This window comes from Brevibacterium sp. W7.2 (genome assembly GCF_018137945.1).
In the GTDB taxonomy this organism is placed as follows: domain Bacteria; phylum Actinomycetota; class Actinomycetes; order Actinomycetales; family Brevibacteriaceae; genus Brevibacterium; species Brevibacterium sanguinis.
Genome location: NZ_CP073089.1, coordinates 572,243 through 597,802 on the forward strand (window position 1 = coordinate 572,243; position 25,560 = coordinate 597,802).

Below are 25,560 nucleotides of genomic sequence, written 5' to 3' on the forward strand. Positions count from 1 at the left end.
TGCCGGAGCGGTGAGCGCCGGCGAGAGTTACACGGCACCGAGAGTGCTGGAGAGAACCGGAGCGGTGAGAACCGGCACCGAGAGCACCGGAGCGGAGGAGATCATGGGTCGAGCGATCGAGCATCACGAGTCATCGACATCCGAGGCCACGACCCCGGGCGAGAACGGGCCCGCGCACGACGACGGACACCCGCACGACCACACCCACCCGCACGACCATGCACACCCGCATGACGACGGGCGCCGGCTCGATGACCGGGGGCGACCGCTCGACGTCGTGCCGCAACGCGTCCCGTGGCCGGCCGTCGGAGTCTTCGTTTTCGTCGCCGGGGTCCTGGCATGGATCGTCTGCCTGCCGCTGTGGGTCTCCGGCAAAGGGCTGAGCGATCCCGTCCTTGTGCAGCTGTGTGCGATGGCGATGATGTTCACGCCGCTCCTCGCCACCATCGCCGCGCTGATCGTCCAACGCCGGCGTCACCCCAAGACCCTGGTTCGCCCGAGCGCCGAACTCAATCCCAACGCCGAACGCCATCCCGCACCCGGCGCACACCCCGAGGCGCCCGCTGGCATGGACCCCGAAGCCACGGACCCCGCCGAAACGGACCCCGAAGCCGCGGACCCCGACACCCTCGCAGCCGGAGTCGGTCGCCTCGCGAGCATCCCGCGCTACCTTGGTCTCTGGCCGCTCTACCCGGTCGGTCGGGTGCTCGGCATGAGCGGTCTCGCCGTGCTCGGCATCTACGCGATCGTCATGGCCGGCTACCTCGTCTCCGCGGCATTCGGCTGGATGGACATCGACCTGCTCGGGCTCTCGGGCTACCGGCTGGCGCAGCAGGCGATCCCGGGGATCAGCACGCTGCCGATCGCCGTGTCCGTGGCCGTCTACCTCCTCATCATCGTCGTCAACACCGGCGCGACCGCACTCTTCGCCTTCGGGGAGGAGGTCGGCTGGCGCGGCTGGCTCATCACGAGTCTCCGCCCGCTCGGCACGTGGCCGGCGCTCGTCATCATCGGCGTCGTGTGGGGGCTGTGGCACGCCCCGCTCATCCTGCTCGGCTACAACTTCGCCCGCCCCGACCTCCTCGGCCTCGGACTCATGGTCGTCGGGTGCGTCATGGTCGGCATCCTGCTCGGCTGGCTGCGGCTGCGCACCGGATCGGTCTGGCCCGCGGTCACCGCCCACGCCGCCCTCAACGCCTCGGCGGGCATGCTCCTCGGTCTCGTCATCGACGCGAACTCACCGACTCCCGACCCGGCGCTCGTCACGACCCTCGGGGTCGCCGGGTGGATCGGCATCGCCGTCATCATCATCGTCCTCCTCGCCACCGGGCAGTTCCGTGAGTCGCGGTTCCCCGGCATCAAGCCGCCTCGCCGGAATGATCCCGTGAAGTCCCAGGTCGCCGAGGTGGTCGACCCCTGACGCTCCCGGGTGCGGTCAGCGTTGAGCGGGGGCCGGGGTTCCTATAGGCTCGGAATCCGATCACCGCTGACGAGAGGGAGAAGCCCATGGCACTTGGATCATCGCTGCTGCGCACCGTGGGACGCATGGCGACCGCACCGATCTTCATCATCGGCGGTTACTCCGCGCTGACGAACCCGGGAGGTCGGGTCGAGATGGCGGCGCCGACGCTCGATAAGATCCGCGAGTACGTCCCCGCCCTGCCCGATGACAACGAACTCCTCGTGCGCATCAACGGCGGCATCCAGCTCGCCGCCGGCACGACGCTGCTGCTCGGCATCAAGCCGCGCCTGTCCGCGCTCGCCCTCGCCGGCTCCCTCATCCCGACGACGATCGCCGGGCACGCCTTCTGGGAGGACGAGGAGCCGCAGGCGACCGCCCAGAAGATGCAGTTCGCGAAGAACCTCGCTGCCCTCGGAGGGCTCCTGCTCATCGCCGGCACCGACGATCCGCACAAGGCGATCGAGAAGGCCGCCGACAAAGCCGGTCGCAAGGGCGAGAAGCGCGGATATCGCGAGGCCAAAGAGGCGCTGAAGCAGAAGTGACCTCAGAGCCGACCAGCTCTGATCCCGCCTTCGTCCCACCCGCTGCGGTCGTCACCTTCAACGACATCGACGACCCGCAGCTGTGGATGAAGCCGAGTCTGCGGACCGACATCGCCGTCGTCGACCACGACGAGGCCTGGGCGGACGACTTCGAGCGTCTGGCGGCGATGATCCGGGAGGCCCTCGGGGAACGGGTGCTCGCGCTTCAGCATGTCGGGTCGACCTCGGTGCCGGGACTCGCCGCCAAACCGGTCATCGACATCGACATCCTCGTCGCCGACCCGAGCGACGAGGACTCCTACCGCCCGGCGCTCACCGCCGTCGGCTACGACCTCGCCGTCCGCGAGCCTGGCTGGTACGAGCACCGGGCCTTCCGCCACGAGGACGCCGACGGCACACCGCGTCTGCCGCACTCGAACCTCCACGTCTTCGGGCCGCACTGCCCGGAGTTCGCCCGGCACCGGATCTTCCGCGACCACCTCACCCGCGATGCCGCCGACCGGCAGCTCTATGCCGAGGCCAAACGCGGTGCCGCCGCCGAGGCGAACGCGGCAGGGGAGACGATGATGGACTACAACGCCCGCAAACAGGCGGTCATCCGCGACATCTACGCCCGAGCGTTCGCCGCCGCCGGCCTCACCTGAGGCTCTCACCCGCGGTCGGCCTCGACTCGAGTCTGCCGGCTCGCACGCCAGACCGTCGAATCGCGTGCGAGCCGACCCCTGGCATTCTCACGCAGAGCGCCTATGCTCGAAGCATGGCGAAGGCACTTCTCATCGTCGACGTGCAGAACGACTTCACCGAGGGCGGAGCGCTCGCCGTGACCGGCGGGGATGCCGTCGCGTCCGGAATCTCCGACTACCTCGGCGAGCATGCCGGCGACTACGACGCCGTCGTCGCCTCCCGGGACTGGCATGACGGCGACGGCGACAACGGCGGCCACTTCGCCTCAACCCCCGACTTCGTCGACTCGTGGCCCGTCCACTGCGTAGCCGGCACCGCGGGTGCCGAGTTCGATCCCCTCCTCGACACGAGCGCGGTCACCCACTCCGTTCGCAAGGGCCAGGGTGTGCCCGCCTATTCCGCCTTCGAGGGGACGACGGAGACCGGGGACAGCCTCGGCGAGCTTCTCACCCGCCTCGCTGTCGCCGAGGTCGACGTCGTCGGCATCGCCACCGATCACTGCGTGCGCGCCACCGTCCTCGACGGTCTCGCCGCGGGACTGCGCGTCCGCGTGCTCGACGATCTCATCGCCGGCGTCGGCGCCGAGTCGAGTGCGGCGGCACTCGCGGAGATGAGGGCCGCCGGGGCGACCATCGACTGAACCGCCGCTCCTCGCTCCCCTCCCCATCGAAAGTTGCAGACGAAGTCTCAACTCTCTTCCGATGTGCCCTGACGGGGAAATTGATGTGCTGAATGCATGAAGAATTCCCTTGCGAACATCGGCACGGCCCTCGTGTCGAAACGCGGCGCGTGGATCGTCCTCGGCGCCGTCCTCGTCCTCGTCACCCTCCTCTTCGGGCTCCTCTCCGGGGCCGGGGAGGACCGCCCCATGGAGTCGGCCCCGCCGGATTCGGAGGCGAGTCAGGTCGCCGACACCCTCGCGAAGTTCCCCGAGGCCGATGAGCAGACCGTCATGGTCGTCGCCTCCCGCACCGACGGGCAGGCCCTGAGCCCAGCCGACGAGTCGGGCCTGACGAACCTGGGCGGCAGCCTCAGCCAGCCGGATGCCGAGGTCAGCGGTCCGGTGACGAGCGACGACGGGGAGGCGGCACTGCTCATGGTGCCGATCACCGTGGGGCTGACGAACTCGGAGACCGCCGACACCGTCGACGCGCTGCGGGAGACGATCGCCGGCGACTCCGGGGCCCAACAGCTCGAGGATGCCGGTGTCTCCCTCCTCGTCACCGGCGGCCCGGCGATCGGGGCGGACATCGCCTCGGCGTTCAACGGGGCCGACTTCACCCTGCTCATCGTCACGGTCGTCATCGTCGCCCTCCTCCTCATCATCACCTACCGCTCACCGATCCTCTGGCTGCTTCCGCTCGTCGTCATCGGCACCGCCGACGGGCTCGCCTCGACGGTGACCGCAGCACTCGGCGATGCCTTCGACCTCCAGTTCGATGCCGGCATCATCAGCGTCCTCGTCTTCGGGGCCGGCGCCAACTACGCCCTCCTCCTCATCTCCCGGTACCGCGAGGAGCTCGCCCTCGTCGCCGACCACCGGGTCGCGCTCGCCGCGGCCTGGCGGCACACCGTCGGCACGATCCTCGCCTCGAACCTCACCGTCGTCCTCTCCCTGGCAAGCCTCGTCGTCGCCGTCATCCCCGGCACCCGCGGGCTCGGCATCACCGCAGCCGCCGGCCTCCTCATCGCCGCTGCCGCCGTGCTCATCGCCCTGCCCCCGGTGCTCGCGATCTGCGGCACACGCGTGTTCTGGCCGTTCGTGCCCACGGTCGACGGCAGTGTCGTCGAGGGGAGCCCCACCTCCACCCCCACCGAGGCGACCGCCACCACCGTGACCACCCCCACCGAGGCGACCGCTGCGGATTCCGCACCCGCCACGGCCCGGTCGACCGCCTCGGCGCGCCCGTCGCTCTGGCGCCGCATCGCCACGTGGGTCGTGCGCCGGCCAGGCCTCCACCTCGGCGTCGGCATCGCGGTGCTCGCGATCATGGCGACCGGACTGCTCGGCACAACAGTGGGTCTCGACCAGGAGGAGAAGTTCCGGGTCCAGTCGGAGTCGGCGCAGGGCCTCACGGTGCTGGGGGAGCACTTCCCGCCCGGGGAGTCCCAGCCGATCTGGGTCGTCGCCGACGCCGACCGCGCCGCCGACGTCGTCGACTCCGTCAGCGCGATCGACGGAGTCGTGCGCGCCGTGCCCGTCGCGGAGACGACGATCGACGGTGAGCCGACGGCGAAGATCATGGTCACCGGCGAATACGCCCCCGACAGCACCGACGGGCTCGACCTCGTCGAGACGATCCGCACCGACGTCCACGCGATCGCCGGAGCCGACGCCGAGGTGGGCGGTGCCGCGGCCATGGAAATCGACGCCCGCGCCGGCAACGCCGAGGACTTCCGCACGATCGTCCCGCTCATCCTTCTCATCAGCGCCGTCATCCTCCTCGGGGTGCTCCGGGCACCGCTCGTCGCCCTCACCCTGCTGGTCGTCAACATCGCCTCGGCCGCCGCGGCGATCGGTCTCGGCGCGGCCTTGAGCCGGGTGATCTTCGGGCAGGCGGCGGTCGACGCACAGGTGCCGATCCTCGCGTTCCTCTTCCTCGTCGCACTCGGGATCGACTACTCGATCTTCCTCTCCCACCGGGCGAAGAAGGAATCCGAGGTCCACGGTGCGCGCCGGGGCATCATCGAGGCCGTCGCCCACACCGGCGGGGTCATCACGAGTGCGGGCATCGTCCTGGCCGGGGTCTTCGCGGCCCTCGGCATGCTGCCGCTCATGGTGCTCGGGCAGCTCGGGCTCATCGTCGGCGTCGGGGTCCTCGTCGACACCGTGCTCGTGCGCACGATCATCGTGCCCGCGATCCTCGGGCTGGCCGGCAGCCGGATCTGGTGGCCGAATCGGAAGATCGCCCGCGCCGAGGCGGTCGCGGACTCCGCGGCCCCCGCGCGGTCAGGCGCGGGCTCGGTCGCGGTCGAGGAGCCGCGGGTCGAGGTCGCCCATGGCCGGTGACGGCTATCCTGACGGGGAGAGGGAAGGGGGCGGTGTGAGCTCACACGGATGGACCGTGCGGACGATGGAGATCGGTCAGCACGCGATCGCCCTCGTCCTCACCGTGATCTCGGCCGTCCGCGCGGCCGTCGTCGGCGCTCCGGTGGCCGCGGTCATCGCCGTCAGCCTCGTCTTCCTCGCGTGGTACGTCCTCGGGGCGGTCCGGGCGGCGCGGGCCGAGACGGTCGTGCTCGCGCGCTGGTGGCTGCTCGTCCTCGCCGCGATCTGGCTCGTCGCGCTCATCGTCTCCGCCGAGTTCATCTGGGTCGCCTTCCTCCTCTGGCTGCTCGCCGGGCACCTCCTCTCGCTGCGCCTCGCGGTGGTCTTCACCGCACTGACCTACCTCGCGACGATCGCCGCGCCACTGCTCCACCACGGCACGGTGGGCACCGCGAGCGTCATCGGCTCCCTCATCGGCGCCGTGTTCGCCCTCGGCCTGTCCCGCGGGTACATCGAGCTGCTGCGGGAGGGGCGGCGCCGGGAGGAGCTCATCCGCTCACTCGAGGCCGCCCACCGCAGCCTCGTCGACCTCCAGGACGAGCTTGCCCTCACCCAGCGTCACGCCGGTGAGCTGCGGGAGCGCACCCGGATCTCGCGCGACGTCCACGACACCGTGGCGCAGGAGATCTCCTCGATCCGGCTCATCGCCCACGCCGAGGCGGAGCGGACGACCGACCCGCACGCGCAGCAGGTGCTGCGGCAGGTCGAGGATCTTGCGGCGGAGGGATCGCGGGACATCCGGCGGATCATCGCCGAGCTCACACCGGCCGAACTCGAGGACGGCGCCCTGCCGGCGGCGCTGCGTCGCCTGCTCACCCGGCTCGAGGAGGAGACCGAGATGACCACCGGACTCGACGTCGACGAGACGATCACCGCGCTGCCCGCCGAGGTGGAGGTGGCGCTGCTGCGCACCGCCCAGTCTGCTCTCGCCAACGTCCGCCAGCACGCGCAGGCGTCGCGGGTCAATGTCAGCCTCGCCGACTCCGAGGGCACGATCCGCATGGACATCGTCGACGACGGGGTCGGGGTCGACGCCGGTGATTCGCGCACCCGAGGCTCGGAGTCGGGGTTCGGGCTCGACTTCATCGCCGCGCGGATGCGCGAACTCGGCGGGGACCTCGTCATCGAGACGAGTCCCGGTGCCGGATTCGCGATCTCGGCGACCGTGCCGCTTAGAGGGGTGGGCCGATGACGATCCGCGTGATCCTCGTCGACGACCATCCGGTCGTGCGCGCCGGCCTGCGCGCGGTCATCGACGCACCCGAGCACATCGAGGTCGTCGGGGAGGCCGGTGACGGCGCCGAGGCGCTCGCCCTCGCCGCGAGCACCGCCCCGGACGTCGTCGTCTGCGACCTGCGGTTGGGAGACGGCATGGACGGGATCGCCGTGACGACGCAGCTGCGGGCCCTGCCGCACCCGCCGGCCGTGCTCATCCTCACGACGTTCGACCATGACGCGGAGATCGTCGCTGCGCTGAGCGCCGGTGCCGCCGGGTACCTCCTCAAGGACATCGAACCGGCGCAGATCACCGTCGCGATCGAGCAGGCGGCCCGAGGGCAGACGTACCTGCCGCCGGAGATCAGTGCGAAGGCGATCGCACAGATGCGCAATCCCGGACCGCAGCTGACCCGGCGCGAACGCGAGGTCGTCAAGCTCCTCGCGACGGGGGCGTCGAACGCGCAGATCGCGCAGGAGCTCTTCGTCACCGAGGCGACCGTGAAGAGCCACCTCGTCAACGTCTTCGCGAAGCTGGGCGTCGACTCGCGGGCGCGGGCGATCCGCGTCGCCGAGGACACGGGGCTCGTCTAGCGCCCTGCGCTGCCGATCCAGCGCCCTCCGCTGCCGTGAGCCAGCGCCCTGTCCTGCCGTGAGCTACTTCCCGAGACCGTAGTGCTCGGCGAAGGGATCCCAGTCCGGGTCGGAATGGACCTCGAGCTCGACGTACCGGGCGGCATCGGCCGCCGCCTCGGCGCCGGAGAGCTGCGCGATGAGGGCGGCGGTCATGTCCATCCCCGCCGCCACTCCCGACGACGTCCAGCGGTCACGGTCCTCGACCCAGCGGGCGTGCGGCACCCAGGTGACGTCGTCGCCCTGCGATGACGCCCACGCGAAGGCCAGCTTGTTCGACGTGGCGCGATACCCGTCGAGGAGACCGGAGGCGGCGAGCACGGCGGACCCGGTGCACACCGAGGTGACCAGCGGTGAGGCGCGAGCCCACGTGGACAGGCGGGCGAGGAACTCGGGGTCGGTGACGAGCCGCCGGGTGCCGTTCCCGCCGGGGACGAGGACGATGTCGGGTGAGGGGGCCGCGGACAGCGACTGAGTGGCGACCACCTCGGCGCCCTGACTGCTGCGGATCGGTCCGACCTCGGGGGCGATGTACGTGATCCGGTACTCCTTGGGCAGCACGCTGAGCAGTTCGACGGGACCGAAGACGTCGAGGAGTTCGAAGCCGTCGAAGAGGAGGATGCCCACGCTGCGCGATGTCGGTGCCTCGGTGCTCATGGGCCCATCGTAGCGGCGAGGGGTGACACGAACGACGAGACTACAGGTGACCTATGATCTGTCCATGACCTCACCGATGCGCCGCCCTGTCCTCGCCCTCGCCGCCGCGGCGCTGCTGCTCGCCGGCTGCACTCCGGGTCAGCCGAGCGCCGATCCCTCGCCGACGCCGACGACCACCCCCGAACTCGCCGAGCCGATCGTGCTCGACTACCCGGCCGCGCTCGTCGTCGATGACGGAGTCGGTCGGGCACTCGTCACCGACTGGAGCGCGCAGAAGCTGCGGGCCATCGATGCGCAGGGCACCGAGCTGTGGAGCATGGACGCGGTCATCGACGACGAACGCGGCGGCGCCGAAGCGTACTCGGCCGGTGACTCCGTCATCGTCCACGACTACACGGGGACGACGGCCTACGCGTGGGCCGACGGCAGCGAGCAGTGGTCGTATGCGATCCCCGGGGACGCCCGGTCCTGCCACCGGCCGGAGTCGTTCGGCTCCCAGACCACGGGAGTCAGCTCCCAACTCGGCGAGGGTGATCTCCTGCTCCTCACCTACCTCGGCGTCGCTGACGAACCCGGGTGCACACCGACGAGCGAGGACGGCAGCGTCGCGGTCATCGCACTCGACCCGGCCACGGGAAAGGAGGCGTGGCCGGCGCTGTCGACGGGACCGCAGGCCAGGATGTTCGGCGGCACCGAGGTCAACATCTCACCCGATCGCTCCGTCGGGTACCTCTCGTTCGCCGACGGGCGGGCATCGGCCAGCGCCGACGGGGAGGACTCGGTGCTCTCACGGATCGACCTGAGCACCGGAGCCAATGCCACGGTGTCCCTGACCGAGGTGCGGAAAGCCGACGACTCCGGCGCGGACCACTACGACGTCTATCCGACGGCCGACCCGGAGGCGCTCATCTACGTCTACGGCGCCGAGGACCCCGACGATCCCTTCAGCTCCATGATCACGCGCGCCGCCGATCTCACGGTATCCACGGGGCTCGAGCCCACCGACGGCACCGTGCTGCAGGTCGGCGACGGTGTCGCTGAGGCGGCGATGGCCGACACGGTCGATCCCGTCTGCGCGGCCGACGTGAAGTTCACCGCCGTTGGTCAGCCGACGTGCGTGGAGACCGAGCTCTTCGCCTCGGCGATCAAGTACCAGGGTTCGGATGGGGGACCGCAGGGGTGGTTCGCCGATGCGCCGGAGACCGCACTCGACGTCATCGGACTGCCCGGCGCACCGCAGTCGGTGCCCGTCGACGCCGGTGAGCGGGCGCTCGTCGTCGTGCCGGGACTCGATACGAGCGTCATGGCCCTCGACGCGGCGACCGGAGAGACTGCGTGGACAGCGGGTGCCCCGGTGACCCGTTCCCCCGCGTCCTCGGCTGCGGAGACCGACGACTCCGGCCCCACGTGGGGCGGTCAGGGCGTGCTTCCCGAGCTCGGTCTCGCCGTCGTCACGGATGCGCAGACGACGAGCTTCTACGATGCGGCGACGGGCACGACGGTGTCCGAGCATCCGGCACCCGAATTCGCGACCCTGACATCCGGTTCGCGATTCGCCCTGGTCAGCGGTGAGCGGTCGACGACGATGTGGGCCGTCGTCGACAGGTAGGAATGCCGCCGAGGTGGTTGAACCGTCGGCGCTCAGCCGTCCCCGCGTTCGAGGAGGCGATCGACGGTCGAGCACAGCGGCCAGAACTGCGACGACGGCAGGGGAGTGCCGGCCAGGGACGCCTCGAAGAAGGAAAGGTGCGCGATCCACCCGGTACGGTAGGAGTCGATGAGATCCCCGAGTCCGGCATGGCGCAGCACGAGCACCGACGGTGCGTCCGCGGCGGGAGGAGCGTCTGTCCGGGGCTCGGCAGCGCGGGCCTCGGCAGCCTGCGGAGCGGGGCCGCGGTCGGTCGGCGGCGCTGCGGCCGTCACGGTGACCGCGACGCGGCTCGTCGGTTCGTCGGGAAACGACCACGTCAGCTCGGCGCTGTGACCGTCGACGGTGAGGACCTCGGAGCGGCAGAGGTAGCTGTCGTCGTGGTCGATGATGATCTCACCGCCGACGCGGCTGTCGAAGGTCAGGGGACGGCCGAGCCATTCGCTCAACGTCTCGACGTTCTGCAGGTGCGCCCACACCGTCTCCGGTGACGCGGGCAGCTCCCAGGCGATGGTGAGGGTGTCGGCTGAGCTGTCGGCGCTGAGTTCTCTGAGAGGCATGTGCGGTGAGCTCCTCACATCGTCGTCGACTTCCTTCTGCCCATGAGACTAGCCGATGCGTGCGCCCGGTGCGGAGCCTCAGCGCCCGCGCTCCCGCTGCGGTTCCATTCGCCGACTGCGCTCCCGCTGCGGTTCGACTCGCCGGTGTGATCGGCCCAGCCGGTCGGGACGTGAATGCGGACGACCGTGACCTGAACGACCATGACTTGAACACCGGATGGCCGATGGTTGTAAGTTGAATAACTGCAGAGTAACCACAGGCTGAGTCCCGCCTGGTGACAGGGGTGCCGGGGCTGAGGCGGGGTGCGGATGAGCGCGTCTGGACACCGGAAAGACTGTTGTCGTCCATGTGCGACAGGTAGGCTCAACCGTGCACAAGACGACTGACGGAGGCAGAGATGGCGGATATGAAGAAGGTGCTCCACAGCCTGACTCATAATCCCGCAACCCGACGCATCGGGGCTCTGTCCGGCAACACCAAGGGGATCGACACGGACAGGGACAGCGCTGCCGAGCGCGCCGACGGAACCGACTCCCCGACAGACTCGCAGCGGTCCCCGCGCACGGGCGACGACCGCCTCGGCGAGGGTCCGGCGGCACCAGGCGAGGGTCCGGCGGCACCCAGCGACGGCACCGGTACCGCATCTTCGGGTCACGGCACCGGCAGCTCCGGGGAAGACCGCGCACCGGACGACACCGGGGATGGCAGCTCCGGGGACGGCCGCACACCGGACGACTCCGGCGCGGACCACGGGGATGCGGGCCCGAATCGGCCGGCGCTGCCGCACGTCGGGGAGCTCACCTCGGCGAGCGAGGACGCGATCGTCGACCCCTCCGAGGCGATCCTCGAGAGCATCGACCTCGACTCCTGGAAGTGGCCGGAGTACTTTGCGTTCGCGCTCACCCGGATGGAGGAGATCTTCCCCAGCGCAGGGATCCCCCGCGGCATCGGACCGGTGCGCGAATACGTCACCCAGGAGCACGACTTCCGGTCGCTGGGCATCGACGCGAAGAAGTGGACGGCGGCCGACGACGAGGGCTGGTCGACCGTCGGCGACGTCCTCGAGGGCACGTACACGGACGCCTGGCTCGTCACCCGCGGCGGTGTCGCCATCGCCGAGGAGTACGCGTGGCCGATGAAGCCGGCCCGCCGCCACATGCTCTTCTCCGTCTCCAAGTCGATCGTCTCGATCGTCGTCGGCGCGCTCGCCGACGCGGGCCTGCTCAGCGTCGACGACCTCGTCACCACCCACATCCCCGCCCTGTCCGAGAGCGGCTACGCCGGTGCCACGGTCCGCGATCTCCTCGACATGCGCTCGGGCGTGAAGTTCTCCGAGGAGTACCTGACGAAGGGCTCGGAGATCCGTGCGCTGTTCGAGGCCGTCGATTTCGCGCCGCGGACGCCCTCCTCGGCGAACGGCATCAAGGCCTTCCTCACCGGACTGACGAAGGAGCGCGAACACGGCTCGTCCTTCGTCTACCGCAGCTGTGAGACCGACGTGCTCGCCTGGGTCTGCGAGAACGTCGTCGGCCGCCCCTTCGCCGTCGTGGCCAGCGAATTCGTATGGTCCCGGGTCGGTGCGGCCCACGCCGCCCAGGTCTGCCAGGACCGCTGGGGCGGGTCGATCGCCGACGGCGCGATCAGCACGACCCTGCGCGACCTCGCACGCTTCGGCGAGATGATCGCCCGCGGCGGGGTCACCGTCGACGGCACGCGCGTGGTCTCGCAGGCCTGGATCGACGACATCTTCTCAGGCGGCCCTGACTCGACTCAGGTCTTCGCGGACTCCGCCTCCGCCCAGTCCTACCCCGGCGGGATGTATCGCAGCCAGTTCTGGGTGCCCTCGGCCAGCCGCGACGTCGTCATCGGCATCGGCATCCACGGCCAGATGCTCTATATTGACCGGGCCACGCAGACCGTGGGCGTCAAGCTCGCCCATGACCCCGAACCGGTCAGCCTCGCCGCCCAGCACGGGACCTTGGCGATGTTCGAGGCGATCACCGAGGCGGTGCCCCTCGACGTCGTCCCGCCGACGCCGACCACGGTGACCGGCCAACCCGTCCACACCCGACCGCTGACCGATGGATTCGGTGCGGCGGTCGGTGGGGCCGCGGTCGGCGCACCGGCCGCGGAGGCGGTTCCCGCAACGACTCCGGCTGGTCCCGCCGGTGCGCCGGGCAGCGCGCCGACCGGCACACCGGCGACCTCGGTTCCGGGTGCCGATCCCGATGCGCCGGGTGGTGGGGCGGCACCGGCCGCCGAGGTCCACGCCGCCGAGGTTCCGCGCCCGGCTGTGCCCGGGACTGCTGAGCAGACTCCGAATCCCGGAACCAGCGGGCCGGCAGGTCCGGCGGCCTCGGGTGCGGGATCGCCTGCCGGCAACGGCGCCGCGGGAACGGCTGCGGGACTGCTCGTCGGCAACGGCAATGCCGTCGGCGGAGGCGTCGGCGTCGCCGCCGTGCCGGGCATCATTCCCGGCGGGTACGCATACTGACAGCCCTCACGGCACAGCGCCGTCCGGTCCCGAGCGAGACCGAACGAAGCCTCCTGCGTGCCTAGACTGGGTGACACGATGACTGCCGACGCCCTCTCTTCTCCTCAGCGCCGCCCCAGTGCGGCCGCGCCTCACCGGATCGCGATCCTCGCCCTCGACGGGGTCTCCGCGATGGACCTCGGCGTGCCCGTGCAGGTCTTCGGCGCCGAGTCGAATACCCCGTCCACGGCGACCGGATCGGCGTCGACGACGACAGGGGAGTGGCCGTACTCGGTGACCGTGTGCGGTGTCGACGACGGCACGGTCACCGGCGCCGATGGGCTGGCCTACGCGATCGATCGGGGACTCGACGCACTCACCGAGGCGGACACGATCCTCATCCCGGGCGCCGCCTCGGTGGTCGACGGGGAACCGTCCGCAGCCGTCGTCGGTGCACTCCTGTCGGCATTCGAACGCGGGGCACGCATCGCGGCGCTCTCGACGGGCACCTTCGTCCTCGCCCGCACCGGACTGCTCTCCGGACGGCGCGCGACGACGCACTGGTCGACGGCGCTGGCGCTCGCCCGCCGGTACCCGACGATCGACGTCGACGAGAACGTCCTCTTCATCGACGAAGGGCAGCTGCTCACCTCGGCGGGGGCCGCCTCGGCGATCGACCTCTGCCTCCACCTCATCCGCCGCGATCACGGAGTCGGGCTGTCCAACCAGGTGGCGAGGCGGCTCGTCGCGGCCGCGTATCGGAGCGCCGGCCAGGCGCAGTACGTGCCGCGCAGCGTTCCGGAACCGCTCGGCGACGTCTTCGCCGACACCCGGCAGTGGGCGCTCCAGCACATCGGAGAGGAGCTCACGCTCGCCCAGCTCGCGGCGAACGCCGGAGTGTCGGTGCGCACGTTCTCCAGGCGGTTCGTCGAGGACACCGGGTACACGCCGATGCAGTGGGTGCTCCGAGCCCGGGTCGACCTCGCCCGCGAGCTGCTGGAGAACAGCGACCTCGGCATCGAGCAGATCGCCGACCAGGTGGGGCTGGGCACCGGGGCGAACCTCCGGATGCACTTCCAGCGGATCCTCTCGATCTCCCCGAACGAATACCGGCACACCTTCTCCGGGTGAGGCGCCGGGTGAGGTGAGTGCCCCCGCGCCGACCGCGCCCGTGCATCGCCCCACGCCGCCTCCCGCGCCCCCGACTTCAGGACGATCTGGACAGAGAATCGGCAGAAAAATCTGTCCATTTCGTCCTGGAGTCGCTCGCGCCGACAGTCGAGCAGCTCCCGCCGTCCGTCGCGCCGGGACAGTTGGCCGTCGCGCCGCGACCACTGGCTGGATTCTTTCAGTATCTGGCAATAAGTCTGGCAAGAACCTTTCGCAGACTGTCGCTCTGGCCACTGTTGGCGCGCGCGAGAAGTCGCCATCATGGTGATGTAACGGTTATCAGACCCTCCCAAGGAGTGACATTGACTCGCATCGCCATCAACGGATTCGGTCGCATCGGTCGCGCCACGCTGCGCGCCCTCAGCGAGCGCAACAGCGAGATCGACGTCGTCGCGATCAACGATCTCGGTGACCTCGAAGAGCTGGCTCGCCTGCTCAAGTTCGACACGACGCTCGGCCGCTTCCCCGGCACCGTCGAGGTCTCCGGCGACAGCATCGTCGTCAACGGGCATTCGATCCGCGTCTTCGCGGAGAAGGATCCGGCCAAGCTGCCGTGGGGCGACCTCGACATCGACATCGTCCTCGAAGCCACCGGCCGGTTCACGAAGGCGGACAAGGCCCGTGCGCACCTCGATGCCGGAGCGAAGAAGGTCCTCGTCAGCGCCCCGTCGAAGGGTGCCGATGTGACGCTGGCCTACGGTGTGAACTCGGAGGCCTACTCGCCCGAGCACACGATCATCTCGAACGCCTCGTGCACGACGAACGCCCTGGCGCCGCTCGCGAAGGTCCTCGACGACCTCGCCGGCATCGAGCACGGCTTCATGACGACGGTCCACGCCTACACCGGTGATCAGGTGCTCCAGGACGGCCCGCACAAGGATCCGCGCCGGGCGCGGGCAGCTGCGGCGAACATCATCCCGACCTCGACGGGTGCGGCGAAGGCGATCGGCCTCGTCCTCCCGCAGCTCGACGGCAAGCTCAGCGGTGACGCGATGCGCGTGCCGGTGCCCGTCGGCTCGATCGTCGAGCTCAACGCCACGGTCTCGAAGGACGTCACGCGCGACGAGGTGCTCGCCGCCTACCGTGCCGCCGCCGACGGTCCGCTCAACGGCATCCTCGACTACGAAGAGGAGCCCGTCGTCTCGAGCGACATCGTCGGTCAGCCGGCGTCGTCGATCTTCGACGCCGAGCTCACCCGCGTCGACAACGGCCGCCACGTCAAGGTCGTCGCGTGGTACGACAACGAGTGGGGCTTCTCCAACCGCGTCGTCGACAACCTCGAGTTCATCGGCCGCAGCTGACTGAGGTCACCAGAGCAGAGTGGGGCGCTCCTCGGAATCGAGGAGCGCCCCACTCTGTCTGTCACTGCCGGTCTTTGCCTGCGAGCCAGCGGCGACCGGACTCGTCTCCGGGCTCAGACGTCGTCGGCGCCCGGAGTTCCGCCTTCGTTCTCCCAGCGTTCGACGGCGCGGACCTTGAGGCGGTTGAACTTCAGGCGCACACCGTAGCCGCCGTCGCTGTCATCGGGGATGAAGCGCGCACCGTAGTGCTCGAGGGCGAGGATGAGTCGCCGCTCCTGTTCCGCGGTGAGATCGTCGCGGCACTTCTCGTAGTCCTTGAGGTCGGCCTTCTCGATCTCGGCCTGATCGGCCACATCCTTCGCCGAGACCTGGCACAGGATGCGGGCGGCTCGGGCGAGGGGGCCGTCGATGATGATCTCTTCGCTGCTCATGCCCTAACCCTGCCAGACGGACGAGGAGACTGCCAAGGCGGCTGTCACCCCTGGTGAGACCGTCCGCGAGGCCGCGAAGCCGCAGAATATTCATGTGTCAGTGAATCCGTCATTCATTGACGTTCGAATCACGCTGGATCATGTCGTGTCAGTGCCGTCGCTTACCGTCGACGTCACCTTCCTGGCCGCAGGGGTCAGGACCGACGCACCGCACCCGCGGTGCCTGACGGAAGGTCAGACCAATGGAGATCACGACAGACAGCGTCCGCCGACTGGTCGAGCACTGCCGGGGGCTGCTCGATGGCGTGCCGGGGGAGAGGCCGCCGATCGGCTATCCCGCCAGCCTCGCACTCTGCCTCATCGACGCGATCTATGCGACCGGGTCCCATCCCACGGCGGTCGCGCACATCATCGCCCGGTACGTCGCCCGGCACGGGTTCGTCGACGGCGCGAAGTCCCTGCGCTACTCGATCGCTGCCGCAGGCGGATCGCGAGCATGGGCGGAGACCGTTGCCCACAACCTCAAACCCGCGAACACGCACCCCGGGGCACCGCTCAAGGCGGAGGTCGTCAACCAGGCGACCCGGCTCATGGCCGACCACGACATCGAGACGGTCCCCGATCTGCTCTCCGCGGTCGCTGCGGATCCGGCCGACAACGCCGTCATCAGCGCGTGGCGGACCCTGCCGAGCCAGAGCTCGGCCGTGACGTACTTCCATCTGCTCGCCCTGGCCGGATCCGATCATCTCCAATCGGATCGTGCCGTCCTCCGGCATCTCACCGAGGTTGTCGCCGACGGTGCTGAACGCGATGCCGGCAATGCGGAGTCCTCCGGTGCTGAGAGTGGTGCTGCCCCCGACATCGGCGTTCCGGTGGCACCCGATGGCGGCGCTTCCGCGATGGAGATGGAATCTCCGAACCGCGAGACCTTGCAGCCCGATGAGGCGCGAGAGCTCATCGCCGAGGCGGCCGGGCTCCTCGGACTCGGCACCGGCGAAGTCGGACGGCTCGTCTGGCAGGCGGCGCATCGGAGGATCCTGGCGGTGACTGAGCCGCACGCGGTGCTCGCCGAGGCGAAGGTGTGAGGGTCAGAGGGGAGAGCTGAGGCGATGCTGGGCCGCCAGGCGCACCGGCGCGTTCGGAGCTCCGAACCCTGAGTACGCGCCCGTTCGCTGCACCATCTCGAAGAAGACGGCACCGGTCGTCGACGTGTAGAAGTGGAGAAATTCACCGTGCGCGTCTTGATCGTAGAGGACGTGATGGTCGCGCAGGCGCGCGAGCAGGTCCGCGGGCAGAGCGAATCGTGCGTCCAGGTCGTCGTAGTAGTTGTCGGGGATGACCAGGAAGTCCAGGCCGCGTGCTCTCGCGGTCGAGGCGGCGTCGAAGATGTCGTCGCAGGAGATCGCGATGTGTTCGGGGTGTTGGGCGGCCACGGTCGGCGAGAGACCGCCGAGCTTCGATCCGGTGGCTGCCTGGGGTGCCACGTTGAGCGGCATGCGCACGGAGTCGTCCGCGTTCGACATCACCTGGGAGCGAACCAGGCCGGTGGGGCTCGGCAACTCCTGAGCGGTCTGGGCTCGGAGGTCGAGGAGCGAGGTGTAGAAGAGGACCGCCTCGTCGAAGTGCTGTGCGGGCTGCGAGAGGTTGATGTGGTCGATCGCGGACCGGCGGTCGTCGCTCACGGTGCCGAACTCTGCCGTCCACCCAGGGGTGTCTCCGCGGTCGGTGTGGAAGAAGACCTCAGACCCGTCGGGTGCGAACACCCCGCGCAGGACTGCGTCATCGTGCGTCTGCCTCCTCGGCACTTCGGCGGCGAGCAGGAGAGAAGCGCGGTCCATGGCGGCTTCCGCATCACTGACGGAGAAGCCGATGCCGCGAAGGAACGTCAGCGCGTGGACGGTCGAGGCGCTGTCGATCTCGGAGACGATGATGCGTGCACTCCCGCGCTGCCACAGCTGGACGTGTGGTTTGCTTCGGTGATACCCGGTGAAGCGGAAGTCGAGCTGATGAAGCTGACGGGTGACCGCCCCGAGATCGGTCGTGGAGATCTCGGCGAAGTCCACGCCGTGCGGCTCGGCGACCTCGGGCAGCTGACGCAGGTCGATCCGTCCCCGGTCACGGGAGCCGTCGGCACCACTGGGACGGGATTGCTCCCCGTCGGTCACGACTCCGTGCGCCGGAGCGACGGCGGCGGCGCGGAGGTCCGCGGTCGTCGCTTCGAGCCATCGCAGCGAGCGCAGGCCGTCGACGGCCGTGCGGTCGGTATCGGATTGCCGGAACGAATCATTGAACACCTCGAGCGACACCGGGCCGCGGTAGCCGCTGTCCACCACCCGAGCGAGGAAGTCCGGCAGGTCCCAGGCCCCTTCGCCGGGGAACACCCGGTGATGCCGTGACCAGCTGAGGACGTCCATGGTGAGCGCGGGAGCGTCGGCAAGCTGCAGGAAGAAGATCTTCTCGCCGGGAATCTCTGCGATGAGGTCGAGGTCCGTGTCGCGGGAGAGGATGTGGAAGCTGTCGAGGCAGGTGCCGATGCGGGGATGGTCCGTTCGCTCCACGATCCGCCAGGCGTGGTCGTACTCGGAGACGAATCGCCCCCACGCAAGCGCTTCGTACGCGACGTCGATGTCGAACTGCGCGGCGAGGTCCCCGAGGCGGTGCAGTTGCCCCGCTGCGACGGCGTCGTCGGAGATCGTCGCCGTGCCGACGTTCGAACACAGCAGCATGGTGCCGATCCCCAGGCGTCGCATGAGCGTGAACTTCGCGTGTGCCCGGTCGAGATTGGCTGCGAACTGCTCCTCGTCGACGCCTTCGAAGTCTCGGAAGGGCTGGTAGAGATCGAGGGTGATGCCGAGATCGCCGGCGAGTTCCCGGACCGCTTCCGGTGACAGGGGACTGACGATGAGATCCTGTTCGAAGATCTCGACGCCGTCGAATCCTGCGCGACTCGCAGCCCGGAGCTTCTCCTCGAGAGTTCCGGACAGACAGACGGTGGCGATCGATGTCCTCACTTCTCCTCCTTCGTCCGGGCCGGCGGTTCTGCTGAGACCCCGGCCCGCGCTTCGTGCAGTTCATCGATGTCGGTGAGCGAGAGGTTCTTGGTCTCGCCGGCAGTCAACGCGACCAGGGCGACGAGGAGGCACACTCCGGCTGTGACTGCGGCGACGGACACCCAGTTCTCTCCCGACGCACCGGCGACAGCCGAGGCCAGCGCCGGAGCCAGGCCGCCCGAGACGGCGAATCCGATCTGAGTGCCGAGGGCGAGGCCGGTGACGCGGACGGATGTCGGGAACATCTCTGCGTAGAACGACGGCCAGATGCCGTTGGCCATCGAGTAGAAGCCTCCGGCCATGAGCGCGCCGGTGACGAAGATGAGCGTCCAGTTGCCAGCCGAGACGGCCCCGAGATAGGGGAACATCATCAGCCCGGAGCACAGCGCACCGATGATGAAGACCGGCTTGCGGCCGACGCGATCGGCGAGGGCTGACGCGACGGGAATCGCCAGGAGCGCGACCGCGTTGGCCGTCACCGACACGAGGAGCATCGTCGAGCGCTCAAGTCCCACGATCGAGGTGGCGAACGACAGCGACCAGACGGTGAAGACCATATTCACGGTGTTGACCATCGCACACGCCGCAACGCGCAGGACTGCGGTTTTGTGCCACGTGAACACCGCCCGCAGCGGTGGGCTGCTGGGCCGTGCCGCCTTGAACGCCGGCGGTTCCTCGAGGCCCCGGCGGATCAGCCAGGCGGTGAGGACGACGACGGCTGACAACCAGAACGGCACCCTCCATCCCCAGCTGAAGAGCTGGTCGTCGGGAAGGAGAGCGGTGAAGGGGATGAAGACCGCGGTTGCGAGGAGAGTGCCGAACTGCGTCCCATGCAGGGTCCATGCCGTGGTCCACGACCGTCTGGTCTCCGCCGCGTGTTCGAGGGAGACGGAGATGGCGCTCGCCTGCTCGCCCGACGCGGAGAGTCCCTGCACGATGCGGCAGAGGACGAGCAGGATGGGAGCGAGAATGCCGACCTGGTCGTAGGTCGGCAGACAGCCGACGATGAACGTCGAGATGCCCATCATGAACAGCGTGAGCATGAGAACGAACTTGCGCCCGTACCGGTCGCCGAGCGGACCCATGATGAGGGCGCCGAGCGGACGGACGACGTAGGCGACGCCGACGGTGGCCATGGCCAGGAGGATTCTGATTCCCGGCTCGGTCGACTCGGGGAAGAAGAGGACATTGAGGACGAGGGCCGCCGCGGTCCCGTAGACCGCGAAGTCGTAGTACTCGAGCGCTGAACCCGTCCAACTGGACAGCGCCGCTCGCAATGGAGTCTTAGTCGGGCGAGCTTCGCCGATCGCGTGTGCCATGCTTCCTCGCATTGTTGTATTGCCACAATATGGCAGTTGCTGTTACATTATGGATTACAGTGTGACCGAGGCGACACCGACTGTCAATGGCGCAGTCGTCAGCTCAGCAGACGAGGAGGGGCACGCAGATGCCGGCCAAAGGATCGAACTCCGTGACGAAGACGTTCGAGATGCTCGAACTCCTCGGCGAATTCTCCGACGGGATCAGTGCCGCGCGGGCCGCTGAGATCACGGGCTACCCGTTCAGCACCGCCTATCGACTTCTCGGGGGCCTCGTCGAATCCGGGTACGCATCATTCGATGCGCACTCGAAGCTCTACACGCTCGGCATCGAGGTCTTCAGGCTCAGTCAGAAGGTCGCGCACCGTCGTGGACTCGACGGTGCCACGAAGGACCTCCTCCGCGAGCTCACCGTCTCGACGGGCGAATCGAGCATCCTGTCCGTGCGCCGGGGTGATGCGGCACTCACGGTGGTGGCTGTCGACGGCCCCCAGTTCCGCACGACAACCGATCCCGGCGATTATTCGCCGTTGCACACCTCGTCCCTGGGCCAGATCATGCTCGCCTACGATTCCGACCGTGATGCGTCCATCGAGCGACTCGACCTCAGTGCGCGGACCCCGCGATCGATCACCGACCCCGGTCAGCTGCGTCAGCGGCTCGACGAAGTGCGCTCACACGGTTGGGCCGGACAATCGGAGGAGAATGACATCGGCATGAACGCGGTCGCCGTCCCCGTCCTCGATCTCGACGGACGGCTGCTCGCGGCACTGGCCTTGGCCGCCCCGGTCTTCCGGCGCTCACTCGAGGATCTTGTCGCTCTCACACCAGAACTCACGACCACTGCGGCTGCCATCGCCGCCCGACTCCCGAGGTGACCATGCCCCTGCCTGCGACAACCCCGGTCCGCTCCCTGCTGCTCGGCCTCATCGGCGACGGCATCACAGCGTCGCGGACACCGCGGATGCACGAGCTCGAAGGGGCTCGTCTAGGTGTTCCGACGATCTACCGTGCTGTCGACACAGCCCAGCCCGCCGTCGCCTCGGCGTCTCTCGAGGATCTCCTCACCGCGGCGATCCGCCTCGGGTTCGACGGGCTCAACATCACCCACCCGTTCAAACAGGAGGTGATCAGCCTTCTTGACGAGGTGTCCGAAGAGGCGCGGAGGATCGGGTCGGTCAACACCGTCGTCATCGACCGCGACCGTCGCACTCGCGGCCACAACACCGACGTGACCGGTTTCGCCCGCGGATTCGATGCGGGCCTCGCGGGAGCCGACCGGAAGCGCGTCGTGCAGATCGGGGCCGGTGGTGCCGGGAGGGCGGTCGCCTTCGCGCTGGCAGCGGCGGGAGTCGGCGAACTCGTCATCGCCGATGTCAGCGAGGAGCGGGCGCGGGCACTGGCCGCGGACGTCGGCGACGCTGTGCGGGTCGTCGCCCTCGGCGAGATCGGGCCCGCTCTGTCGGTCGCCGACGGGCTGGTCAACGCCACCCCGGTGGGAATGCGCGCCCACCCGGGCAGTCCCGTCGATGCGGCGCTGCTCCGGCCGCAGCTGTGGGTCGCCGATGTCGTCTACCTCCCATTGGATACTCAGCTCCTGCGGGACGCCCGCGCGATCGGCTGCCGCACCCTCGACGGGTCGGGCATGGCGGTGAATCAGGCTGTCGACGCCTTCGCACTGTTCAGCGGGATGACCGCAGACCCGCAGCGGATGCGGGAGACGTTCCTCAGCCTCGGGCCGTGAACAGGCTCAGTCCTGCGACTTCGCCTTGCGGTTCTCCTTGATGACGGCGAAGACGAAGATGCCGGCGATGAGCGCCAAGGTCACCCACAGCGAGTACTTGTCGATGACGGAGAGCACGGAGACGGCCGCTTCGCCGAGCTGATAGCCGAGGATCGTCCAGATGAGCGTGAAGATCAGGCACCCGAGGAAGTCGGCGATGAGGAACAGCGACAACCGCATCCTCGTCCACCCGGCGACGATGTAGACGAGGGTGCCCGGCACACCGGGGCAGCGGGCGATCATCGTCATGAGGAAGAGCGCCCAACTGGGAATCGAGCGCAGGCGCTCGATGCGGGCCAGCTGGCGATCGTTCTGGGCGAAGAGACGGAGCACGCCGTCGGCCCACCGGCGACCGGCGAGCCAGAACGCCCAGTTGAACTTCACCATCCCGACGAACCCGGCGACGATGACGAGCCACAGCGGGATCTCCCCGACGGCGGCATAGGCCCCGGCGGCGACGATCGCGGTCTTCGCGCCGTTGATGAACTCCTGGAGGACCGGTGCGTTGACGAGCATCCACGGCCGCAGCGGCAGCAGGGCGAGGTAGATGACGGGCACGCCGATGATGATGAAGAGGAGGAACTTGTCGAGCGGCTTGGCTCTGCCCTGCCAGGGCGTGATCGCCGCCCACGGGTTCTCCTTGCGGGTGCCCTCAGCGGACGGGGCCTGCGCCTCAGGTGCCCGCGTCTCCGAATCCCGCGCCTCTGACTCCTGCGTCTCGGATTCGGGAGTCGCCGCTGCCTCGGACCCCGCGGCAGGGTCGGCAGCCGGTCGGGCGAGTTCGTCGTCGGGACGGCGGTCTTCGCTGATGGGGGCTCCTCGGTGAGGCTCGATTCGGGGCGCTCTCAGTATCGCACGCCCTCCATCTGCGCGCCTAAGACCTGCCCGCCTGTGACGATGAACTCCGGCTGACTAAGAAGACTCTCATTGCCGATCGCTCGACAAAGCGCGTGCGCCTTGGGCAGGGTTGATGGTGTGGGGAAGCAATCGAGTGTGCTCAGCGCGGTCGTCGCCGGACTCGTCGTCGTCCTGGCCGGTCTCGCGTTCATCATCGTGCGCAGCACCTCGCAGTCCGAGACCCCCGACCTCACCCCGATCCAGGTCTCGCCGAACTCTGCGGAGTCCGCGGCTCCCGACGGTGCGGCAGCGGCCGAAGGCGACCCGGACACCTCCGTCGATGACGGCACCGAATCCGGAGGCGGGGGATCCGGTGCCGGGGCCGGAGGCGACAATGCCGGCCGCGCCGACGGCGGAGGCGGCAGCGGCTCCGGCCAGATCGAGCACTCGTACGAACCCGCTCCCAACCCGCCGCGCGAAGTCCCCGCCGACGGCGACGACGGCGATGACGATGCCGACGACGACGACGATGATGACGACGACGGCGACGATGATGATGACGACGATGACGGCGGTGACGATGACGACGACTGATCGTCGCATCCGACTCACCGTCGAGAACCGACTGACGATCGCCGTCTCCGTCCTCTCCGTCCTCGCCCTGACGATCGTCGGCGTGGTGCTCTACTCCGTCGAGTCGAACAACGTCTCGAACCGGATCTCCGGGTCGATGAATCAGGAAGTCGCTGAGATGCGGTCGTTCGCGAAGACCGGAGTCGACCCCGAGACCGGTCAGCCGTTCACCTCGGTCGACCAGATGCTCAGCCAGTTCCTCGCCCAGAACCAGCCGGATTCCTACGAATCCCTCTTCGCCTACCTCAGCGACGGCCGCGTCCTCTACCAGGGCGAACCGGACACCCTCCTCGGCGGCTCCCGCGCCCTCGAAGACGCGGTGTCGCGGGTCGCGACCGACGGCGGGGAGATCGAACTGCAGATCGAGGGCAACGACTACGAAGGCTACGTCCTCCCCGTCTCAGCGGTCGCCTCGGCGAACGACGCAGCAGGGGGAGCACCTCCGCCGGCGAGCGAACACGGCTCCTTCGTCGTCGTCCACAACGTCACCGCGAGCCGCGCCGACCTCATCCAGTTCATGCAGATCTACGTCATCGTCGCGCTGCTGGCCGCCCTCATCATCTCCGGGATCTCCTCCGTGCTCGCCCGCCGCCTCCTCTCACCGGTCACCCAGCTGCGTCAGACCGCGCAGTCGATCTCCGGCGGCGACCTGAGCAACCGGCTCGAGACGCGCGGCAGCGACGACATCGCCGAACTCGGACGCACCTTCAACGCGATGCTCGATCGGCTCGAAGCGGCCTTCGAGACCCAGCGCCGCTTCCTCGACGACGTCGGCCACGAGCTGCGCACCCCGCTGACGATCCTCAGCGGACACCTCGAGACGATGAACTCCGAGGACGTCGCCGATGTCGACGAGACCCGTGCACTCCTGCTCGACGAGACCGACAGGATGACACGGCTCGTCGAGGAGCTCCTCGTCCTCGCCCGGTCCCGCCGTCCCGACTTCGTCCGCCCCGAATCCGTCGACGTCTCCGCGCTCCTCCACGGGGTGCTCGCGAAGGCGACCGGGCTCGGGCCGCGGAACTGGCAGGTCGAGATCACCGACCTCCCGGTCCTCACCGCCGACCGCCAGCGCCTGACCCAGGCGCTCCTCCAACTCGCTGCGAACGCCGTCGATCACACCGAGGCCGGCCAGACGATCACGTTCGGCGCCTCCGAGGACGCCGCCGACGTCCACCTCTGGGTCCGCGACGACGGAGAGGGCGTGCCCGCCGAGATCGCCGACGAGATCTTCGACCGCTTCAACCGCGGAACCGCCGACGGCGACGGGTTCGGGCTCGGCCTCTCCATCGTCGACGCGATCGCCCGCGCCCACGGCGGGACCGTCACCCTCGACCCCACCGAGGTGGGAGCCCAGTTCCGTCTCACCCTGCCGAAAGGACGCCAGTGAAGAGAATCCTCGTCGTCGAGGACGAAGCGCGCATCTCCTCGTTCATCGCCAAGGGGCTCGGTGCCGCGGGCTTCAGCACGGAGATCGCCGCCGACGGCCTCACCGGACGCGACCTTGCGATCACCGGGGACTTCGATCTCCTCGTCCTCGACATCGGCCTGCCCCGACTCGACGGCTTCAGCGTCCTCGAGCAGCTGCGCGACCAGCGCCCCACACTGCCCGTCCTCGTCCTCACCGCCCGCGACAACGCCGAGGACACGATCTACGCCCTCGAATCCGGGGCCGTGGACTACATGATCAAACCCTTCCGCTTCGGTGAGCTGCTCGCCCGGATCCGGCTGCGCCTCAAGGAGACCGTGCAGGAGGCGCCGACGACCGAGCTCGTGCGCGGGGACGTGCGCATCGACCTGCTCAGCCGGCAGGTCTGGGTGCGCGAGCGCGTCGTCGACCTCTCCGCCCGCGAACTCTCACTGGCCGAGATCCTGCTGAAGAACCGCGGCAACGTCCTCTCCCGCGAACAGCTGCTGTCCCATGTGTGGGGCTTCGACTTCGACCCCGGCTCCAACGTCGTCGACGTCTACGTCGGCTACCTGCGCAAGAAGCTCGGCTCTGACTTCGTCACCACCGTCCGAGGCTTCGGCTACCGCGTCGACTGAGCGGCACCGCGAAACCTGTGGGCACCCACTGGAAACAAGTCTCCTGATCCCATCGATTGGCCTTCT

Annotated in this window: 23 protein-coding genes; 17 read left to right on the forward strand and 6 right to left on the reverse strand. The window is 69.0% G+C overall.

Going from position 1 to position 25,560, the window contains the following annotated elements; genetic code table 11:
* Positions 1-64 precede the first annotated feature (64 nt).
* From J9315_RS02435 to J9315_RS02465, 7 genes are all read left to right on the forward strand, one after another.
* Positions 65-1,420, forward strand: coding sequence for a CPBP family intramembrane glutamic endopeptidase (locus tag J9315_RS02435; protein ID WP_232623715.1), 1,356 nt, complete (start codon positions 65-67; stop codon positions 1,418-1,420).
* Positions 1,421-1,506: 86 nt separating this feature from the next.
* Complete coding sequence (locus J9315_RS02440) at positions 1,507-2,004, forward strand: DoxX family protein (RefSeq protein WP_198499715.1); 498 nt, start codon at positions 1,507-1,509, stop codon at positions 2,002-2,004.
* Positions 2,001-2,648, forward strand: a complete 648-nt coding sequence (locus J9315_RS02445; protein WP_232623714.1) for a GrpB family protein — start codon at positions 2,001-2,003, stop codon at positions 2,646-2,648. Before J9315_RS02440 ends, J9315_RS02445 begins: the two co-directional genes overlap by 4 nt.
* A 113-nt stretch (positions 2,649-2,761) precedes the next feature.
* Entirely contained in the window at positions 2,762-3,328 is a 567-nt protein-coding gene (locus J9315_RS02450) for an isochorismatase family protein (RefSeq protein WP_198499714.1), read from the forward strand.
* Positions 3,329-3,424: 96 nt separating this feature from the next.
* Positions 3,425-5,698: an MMPL family transporter gene (locus tag J9315_RS02455; RefSeq protein ID WP_198499713.1), complete on the forward strand. Its 2,274-nt coding sequence runs from the start codon at positions 3,425-3,427 to the stop codon at positions 5,696-5,698.
* Positions 5,699-5,732: 34 nt separating this feature from the next.
* Entirely contained in the window at positions 5,733-6,929 is a 1,197-nt protein-coding gene (locus tag J9315_RS02460) for a sensor histidine kinase (RefSeq protein WP_232623713.1), read from the forward strand.
* Positions 6,926-7,546: a response regulator transcription factor gene (locus J9315_RS02465; protein WP_198499712.1), complete on the forward strand. Its 621-nt coding sequence runs from the start codon at positions 6,926-6,928 to the stop codon at positions 7,544-7,546. Before J9315_RS02460 ends, J9315_RS02465 begins: the two co-directional genes overlap by 4 nt.
* A gap of 63 nt (positions 7,547-7,609) precedes the next feature.
* Here the strand turns inward: J9315_RS02465 and J9315_RS02470 are convergent, their stop codons facing one another.
* Positions 7,610-8,242, reverse strand: coding sequence for a DJ-1/PfpI family protein (locus tag J9315_RS02470; RefSeq protein WP_198499711.1), 633 nt, complete (start codon positions 8,240-8,242; stop codon positions 7,610-7,612).
* 64 nt (positions 8,243-8,306) lie between these two features.
* Here J9315_RS02470 and J9315_RS02475 point away from each other — a divergent pair, with 64 nt between their 5' ends.
* Positions 8,307-9,851 carry a PQQ-binding-like beta-propeller repeat protein gene (locus tag J9315_RS02475; protein WP_232623712.1) on the forward strand — a complete coding sequence of 515 codons (1,545 nt, stop codon included), beginning with the start codon at positions 8,307-8,309 and terminating at the stop codon, positions 9,849-9,851.
* Positions 9,852-9,883: 32 nt separating this feature from the next.
* Here the strand turns inward: J9315_RS02475 and J9315_RS02480 are convergent, their stop codons facing one another.
* Positions 9,884-10,450 carry an SRPBCC domain-containing protein gene (locus tag J9315_RS02480; protein WP_198499710.1) on the reverse strand — a complete coding sequence of 189 codons (567 nt, stop codon included), beginning with the start codon at positions 10,448-10,450 and terminating at the stop codon, positions 9,884-9,886.
* Positions 10,451-10,848: 398 nt separating this feature from the next.
* Between J9315_RS02480 and J9315_RS02485 the strand changes: the two genes are divergently transcribed.
* The 3 genes from J9315_RS02485 to gap all read left to right on the forward strand — a co-directional run bounded on the left by J9315_RS02485 (position 10,849) and on the right by gap (position 15,395).
* Complete coding sequence (locus J9315_RS02485) at positions 10,849-12,945, forward strand: serine hydrolase (RefSeq protein ID WP_198499709.1); 2,097 nt, start codon at positions 10,849-10,851, stop codon at positions 12,943-12,945.
* A 78-nt stretch (positions 12,946-13,023) separates the two neighbouring features.
* The gene (locus J9315_RS02490) at positions 13,024-14,055 is read left to right on the forward strand and encodes a DJ-1/PfpI family protein (RefSeq protein WP_198499708.1); all 1,032 of its coding nucleotides are present in this window, start codon (positions 13,024-13,026) and stop codon (positions 14,053-14,055) included.
* Positions 14,056-14,396: 341 nt separating this feature from the next.
* Entirely contained in the window at positions 14,397-15,395 is a 999-nt protein-coding gene (gene gap / locus J9315_RS02495; protein ID WP_198499707.1) for a type I glyceraldehyde-3-phosphate dehydrogenase, read from the forward strand.
* A 113-nt stretch (positions 15,396-15,508) separates the two neighbouring features.
* Here gap and J9315_RS02500 read toward each other — a convergent pair whose 3' ends face one another.
* Complete coding sequence (locus tag J9315_RS02500; RefSeq protein WP_198499706.1) at positions 15,509-15,826, reverse strand: XRE family transcriptional regulator; 318 nt, start codon at positions 15,824-15,826, stop codon at positions 15,509-15,511.
* Positions 15,827-16,068: 242 nt separating this feature from the next.
* Here J9315_RS02500 and J9315_RS02505 point away from each other — a divergent pair, with 242 nt between their 5' ends.
* On the forward strand, positions 16,069-16,911 hold the full coding sequence (locus J9315_RS02505; protein ID WP_198499705.1) for a hypothetical protein: 843 nt from the start codon (positions 16,069-16,071) through the stop codon (positions 16,909-16,911).
* A 3-nt stretch (positions 16,912-16,914) separates the two neighbouring features.
* Here J9315_RS02505 and J9315_RS02510 read toward each other — a convergent pair whose 3' ends face one another.
* Both J9315_RS02510 and J9315_RS02515 read right to left on the reverse strand, forming a co-directional pair.
* A complete protein-coding gene (locus J9315_RS02510) occupies positions 16,915-18,837 on the reverse strand; it encodes a sugar phosphate isomerase/epimerase and 4-hydroxyphenylpyruvate domain-containing protein (protein ID WP_198499704.1) in 1,923 nt (640 codons plus the stop codon).
* On the reverse strand, positions 18,834-20,195 hold the full coding sequence (locus J9315_RS02515; protein WP_198499703.1) for an MFS transporter: 1,362 nt from the start codon (positions 20,193-20,195) through the stop codon (positions 18,834-18,836). Before J9315_RS02515 ends, J9315_RS02510 begins: the two co-directional genes overlap by 4 nt.
* A gap of 152 nt (positions 20,196-20,347) precedes the next feature.
* Here J9315_RS02515 and J9315_RS02520 point away from each other — a divergent pair, with 152 nt between their 5' ends.
* Positions 20,348-21,073, forward strand: coding sequence for an IclR family transcriptional regulator (locus J9315_RS02520; protein ID WP_232623711.1), 726 nt, complete (start codon positions 20,348-20,350; stop codon positions 21,071-21,073).
* 2 nt (positions 21,074-21,075) lie between these two features.
* Positions 21,076-21,939, forward strand: a complete 864-nt coding sequence (locus J9315_RS02525) for a shikimate dehydrogenase (protein WP_198499701.1) — start codon at positions 21,076-21,078, stop codon at positions 21,937-21,939.
* Positions 21,940-21,945: 6 nt separating this feature from the next.
* Here J9315_RS02525 and J9315_RS02530 read toward each other — a convergent pair whose 3' ends face one another.
* Positions 21,946-22,536: a VTT domain-containing protein gene (locus J9315_RS02530; protein WP_232623710.1), complete on the reverse strand. Its 591-nt coding sequence runs from the start codon at positions 22,534-22,536 to the stop codon at positions 21,946-21,948.
* A 417-nt stretch (positions 22,537-22,953) separates the two neighbouring features.
* Between J9315_RS02530 and J9315_RS02535 the strand changes: the two genes are divergently transcribed.
* From J9315_RS02535 to J9315_RS02545, 3 genes are read left to right on the forward strand one after another with little or no spacing between them, the layout of a single operon-like run.
* Positions 22,954-23,409, forward strand: a complete 456-nt coding sequence (locus J9315_RS02535) for a hypothetical protein (RefSeq protein ID WP_198499700.1) — start codon at positions 22,954-22,956, stop codon at positions 23,407-23,409.
* On the forward strand, positions 23,321-24,838 hold the full coding sequence (locus tag J9315_RS02540) for a HAMP domain-containing sensor histidine kinase (protein ID WP_232623709.1): 1,518 nt from the start codon (positions 23,321-23,323) through the stop codon (positions 24,836-24,838). Before J9315_RS02535 ends, J9315_RS02540 begins: the two co-directional genes overlap by 89 nt.
* Positions 24,835-25,494 carry a response regulator transcription factor gene (locus J9315_RS02545; protein ID WP_137825808.1) on the forward strand — a complete coding sequence of 220 codons (660 nt, stop codon included), beginning with the start codon at positions 24,835-24,837 and terminating at the stop codon, positions 25,492-25,494. The genes J9315_RS02540 and J9315_RS02545 overlap by 4 nt, the downstream gene beginning before the upstream one ends.
* The last annotated feature ends 66 nt before the right edge of the window (positions 25,495-25,560 follow it).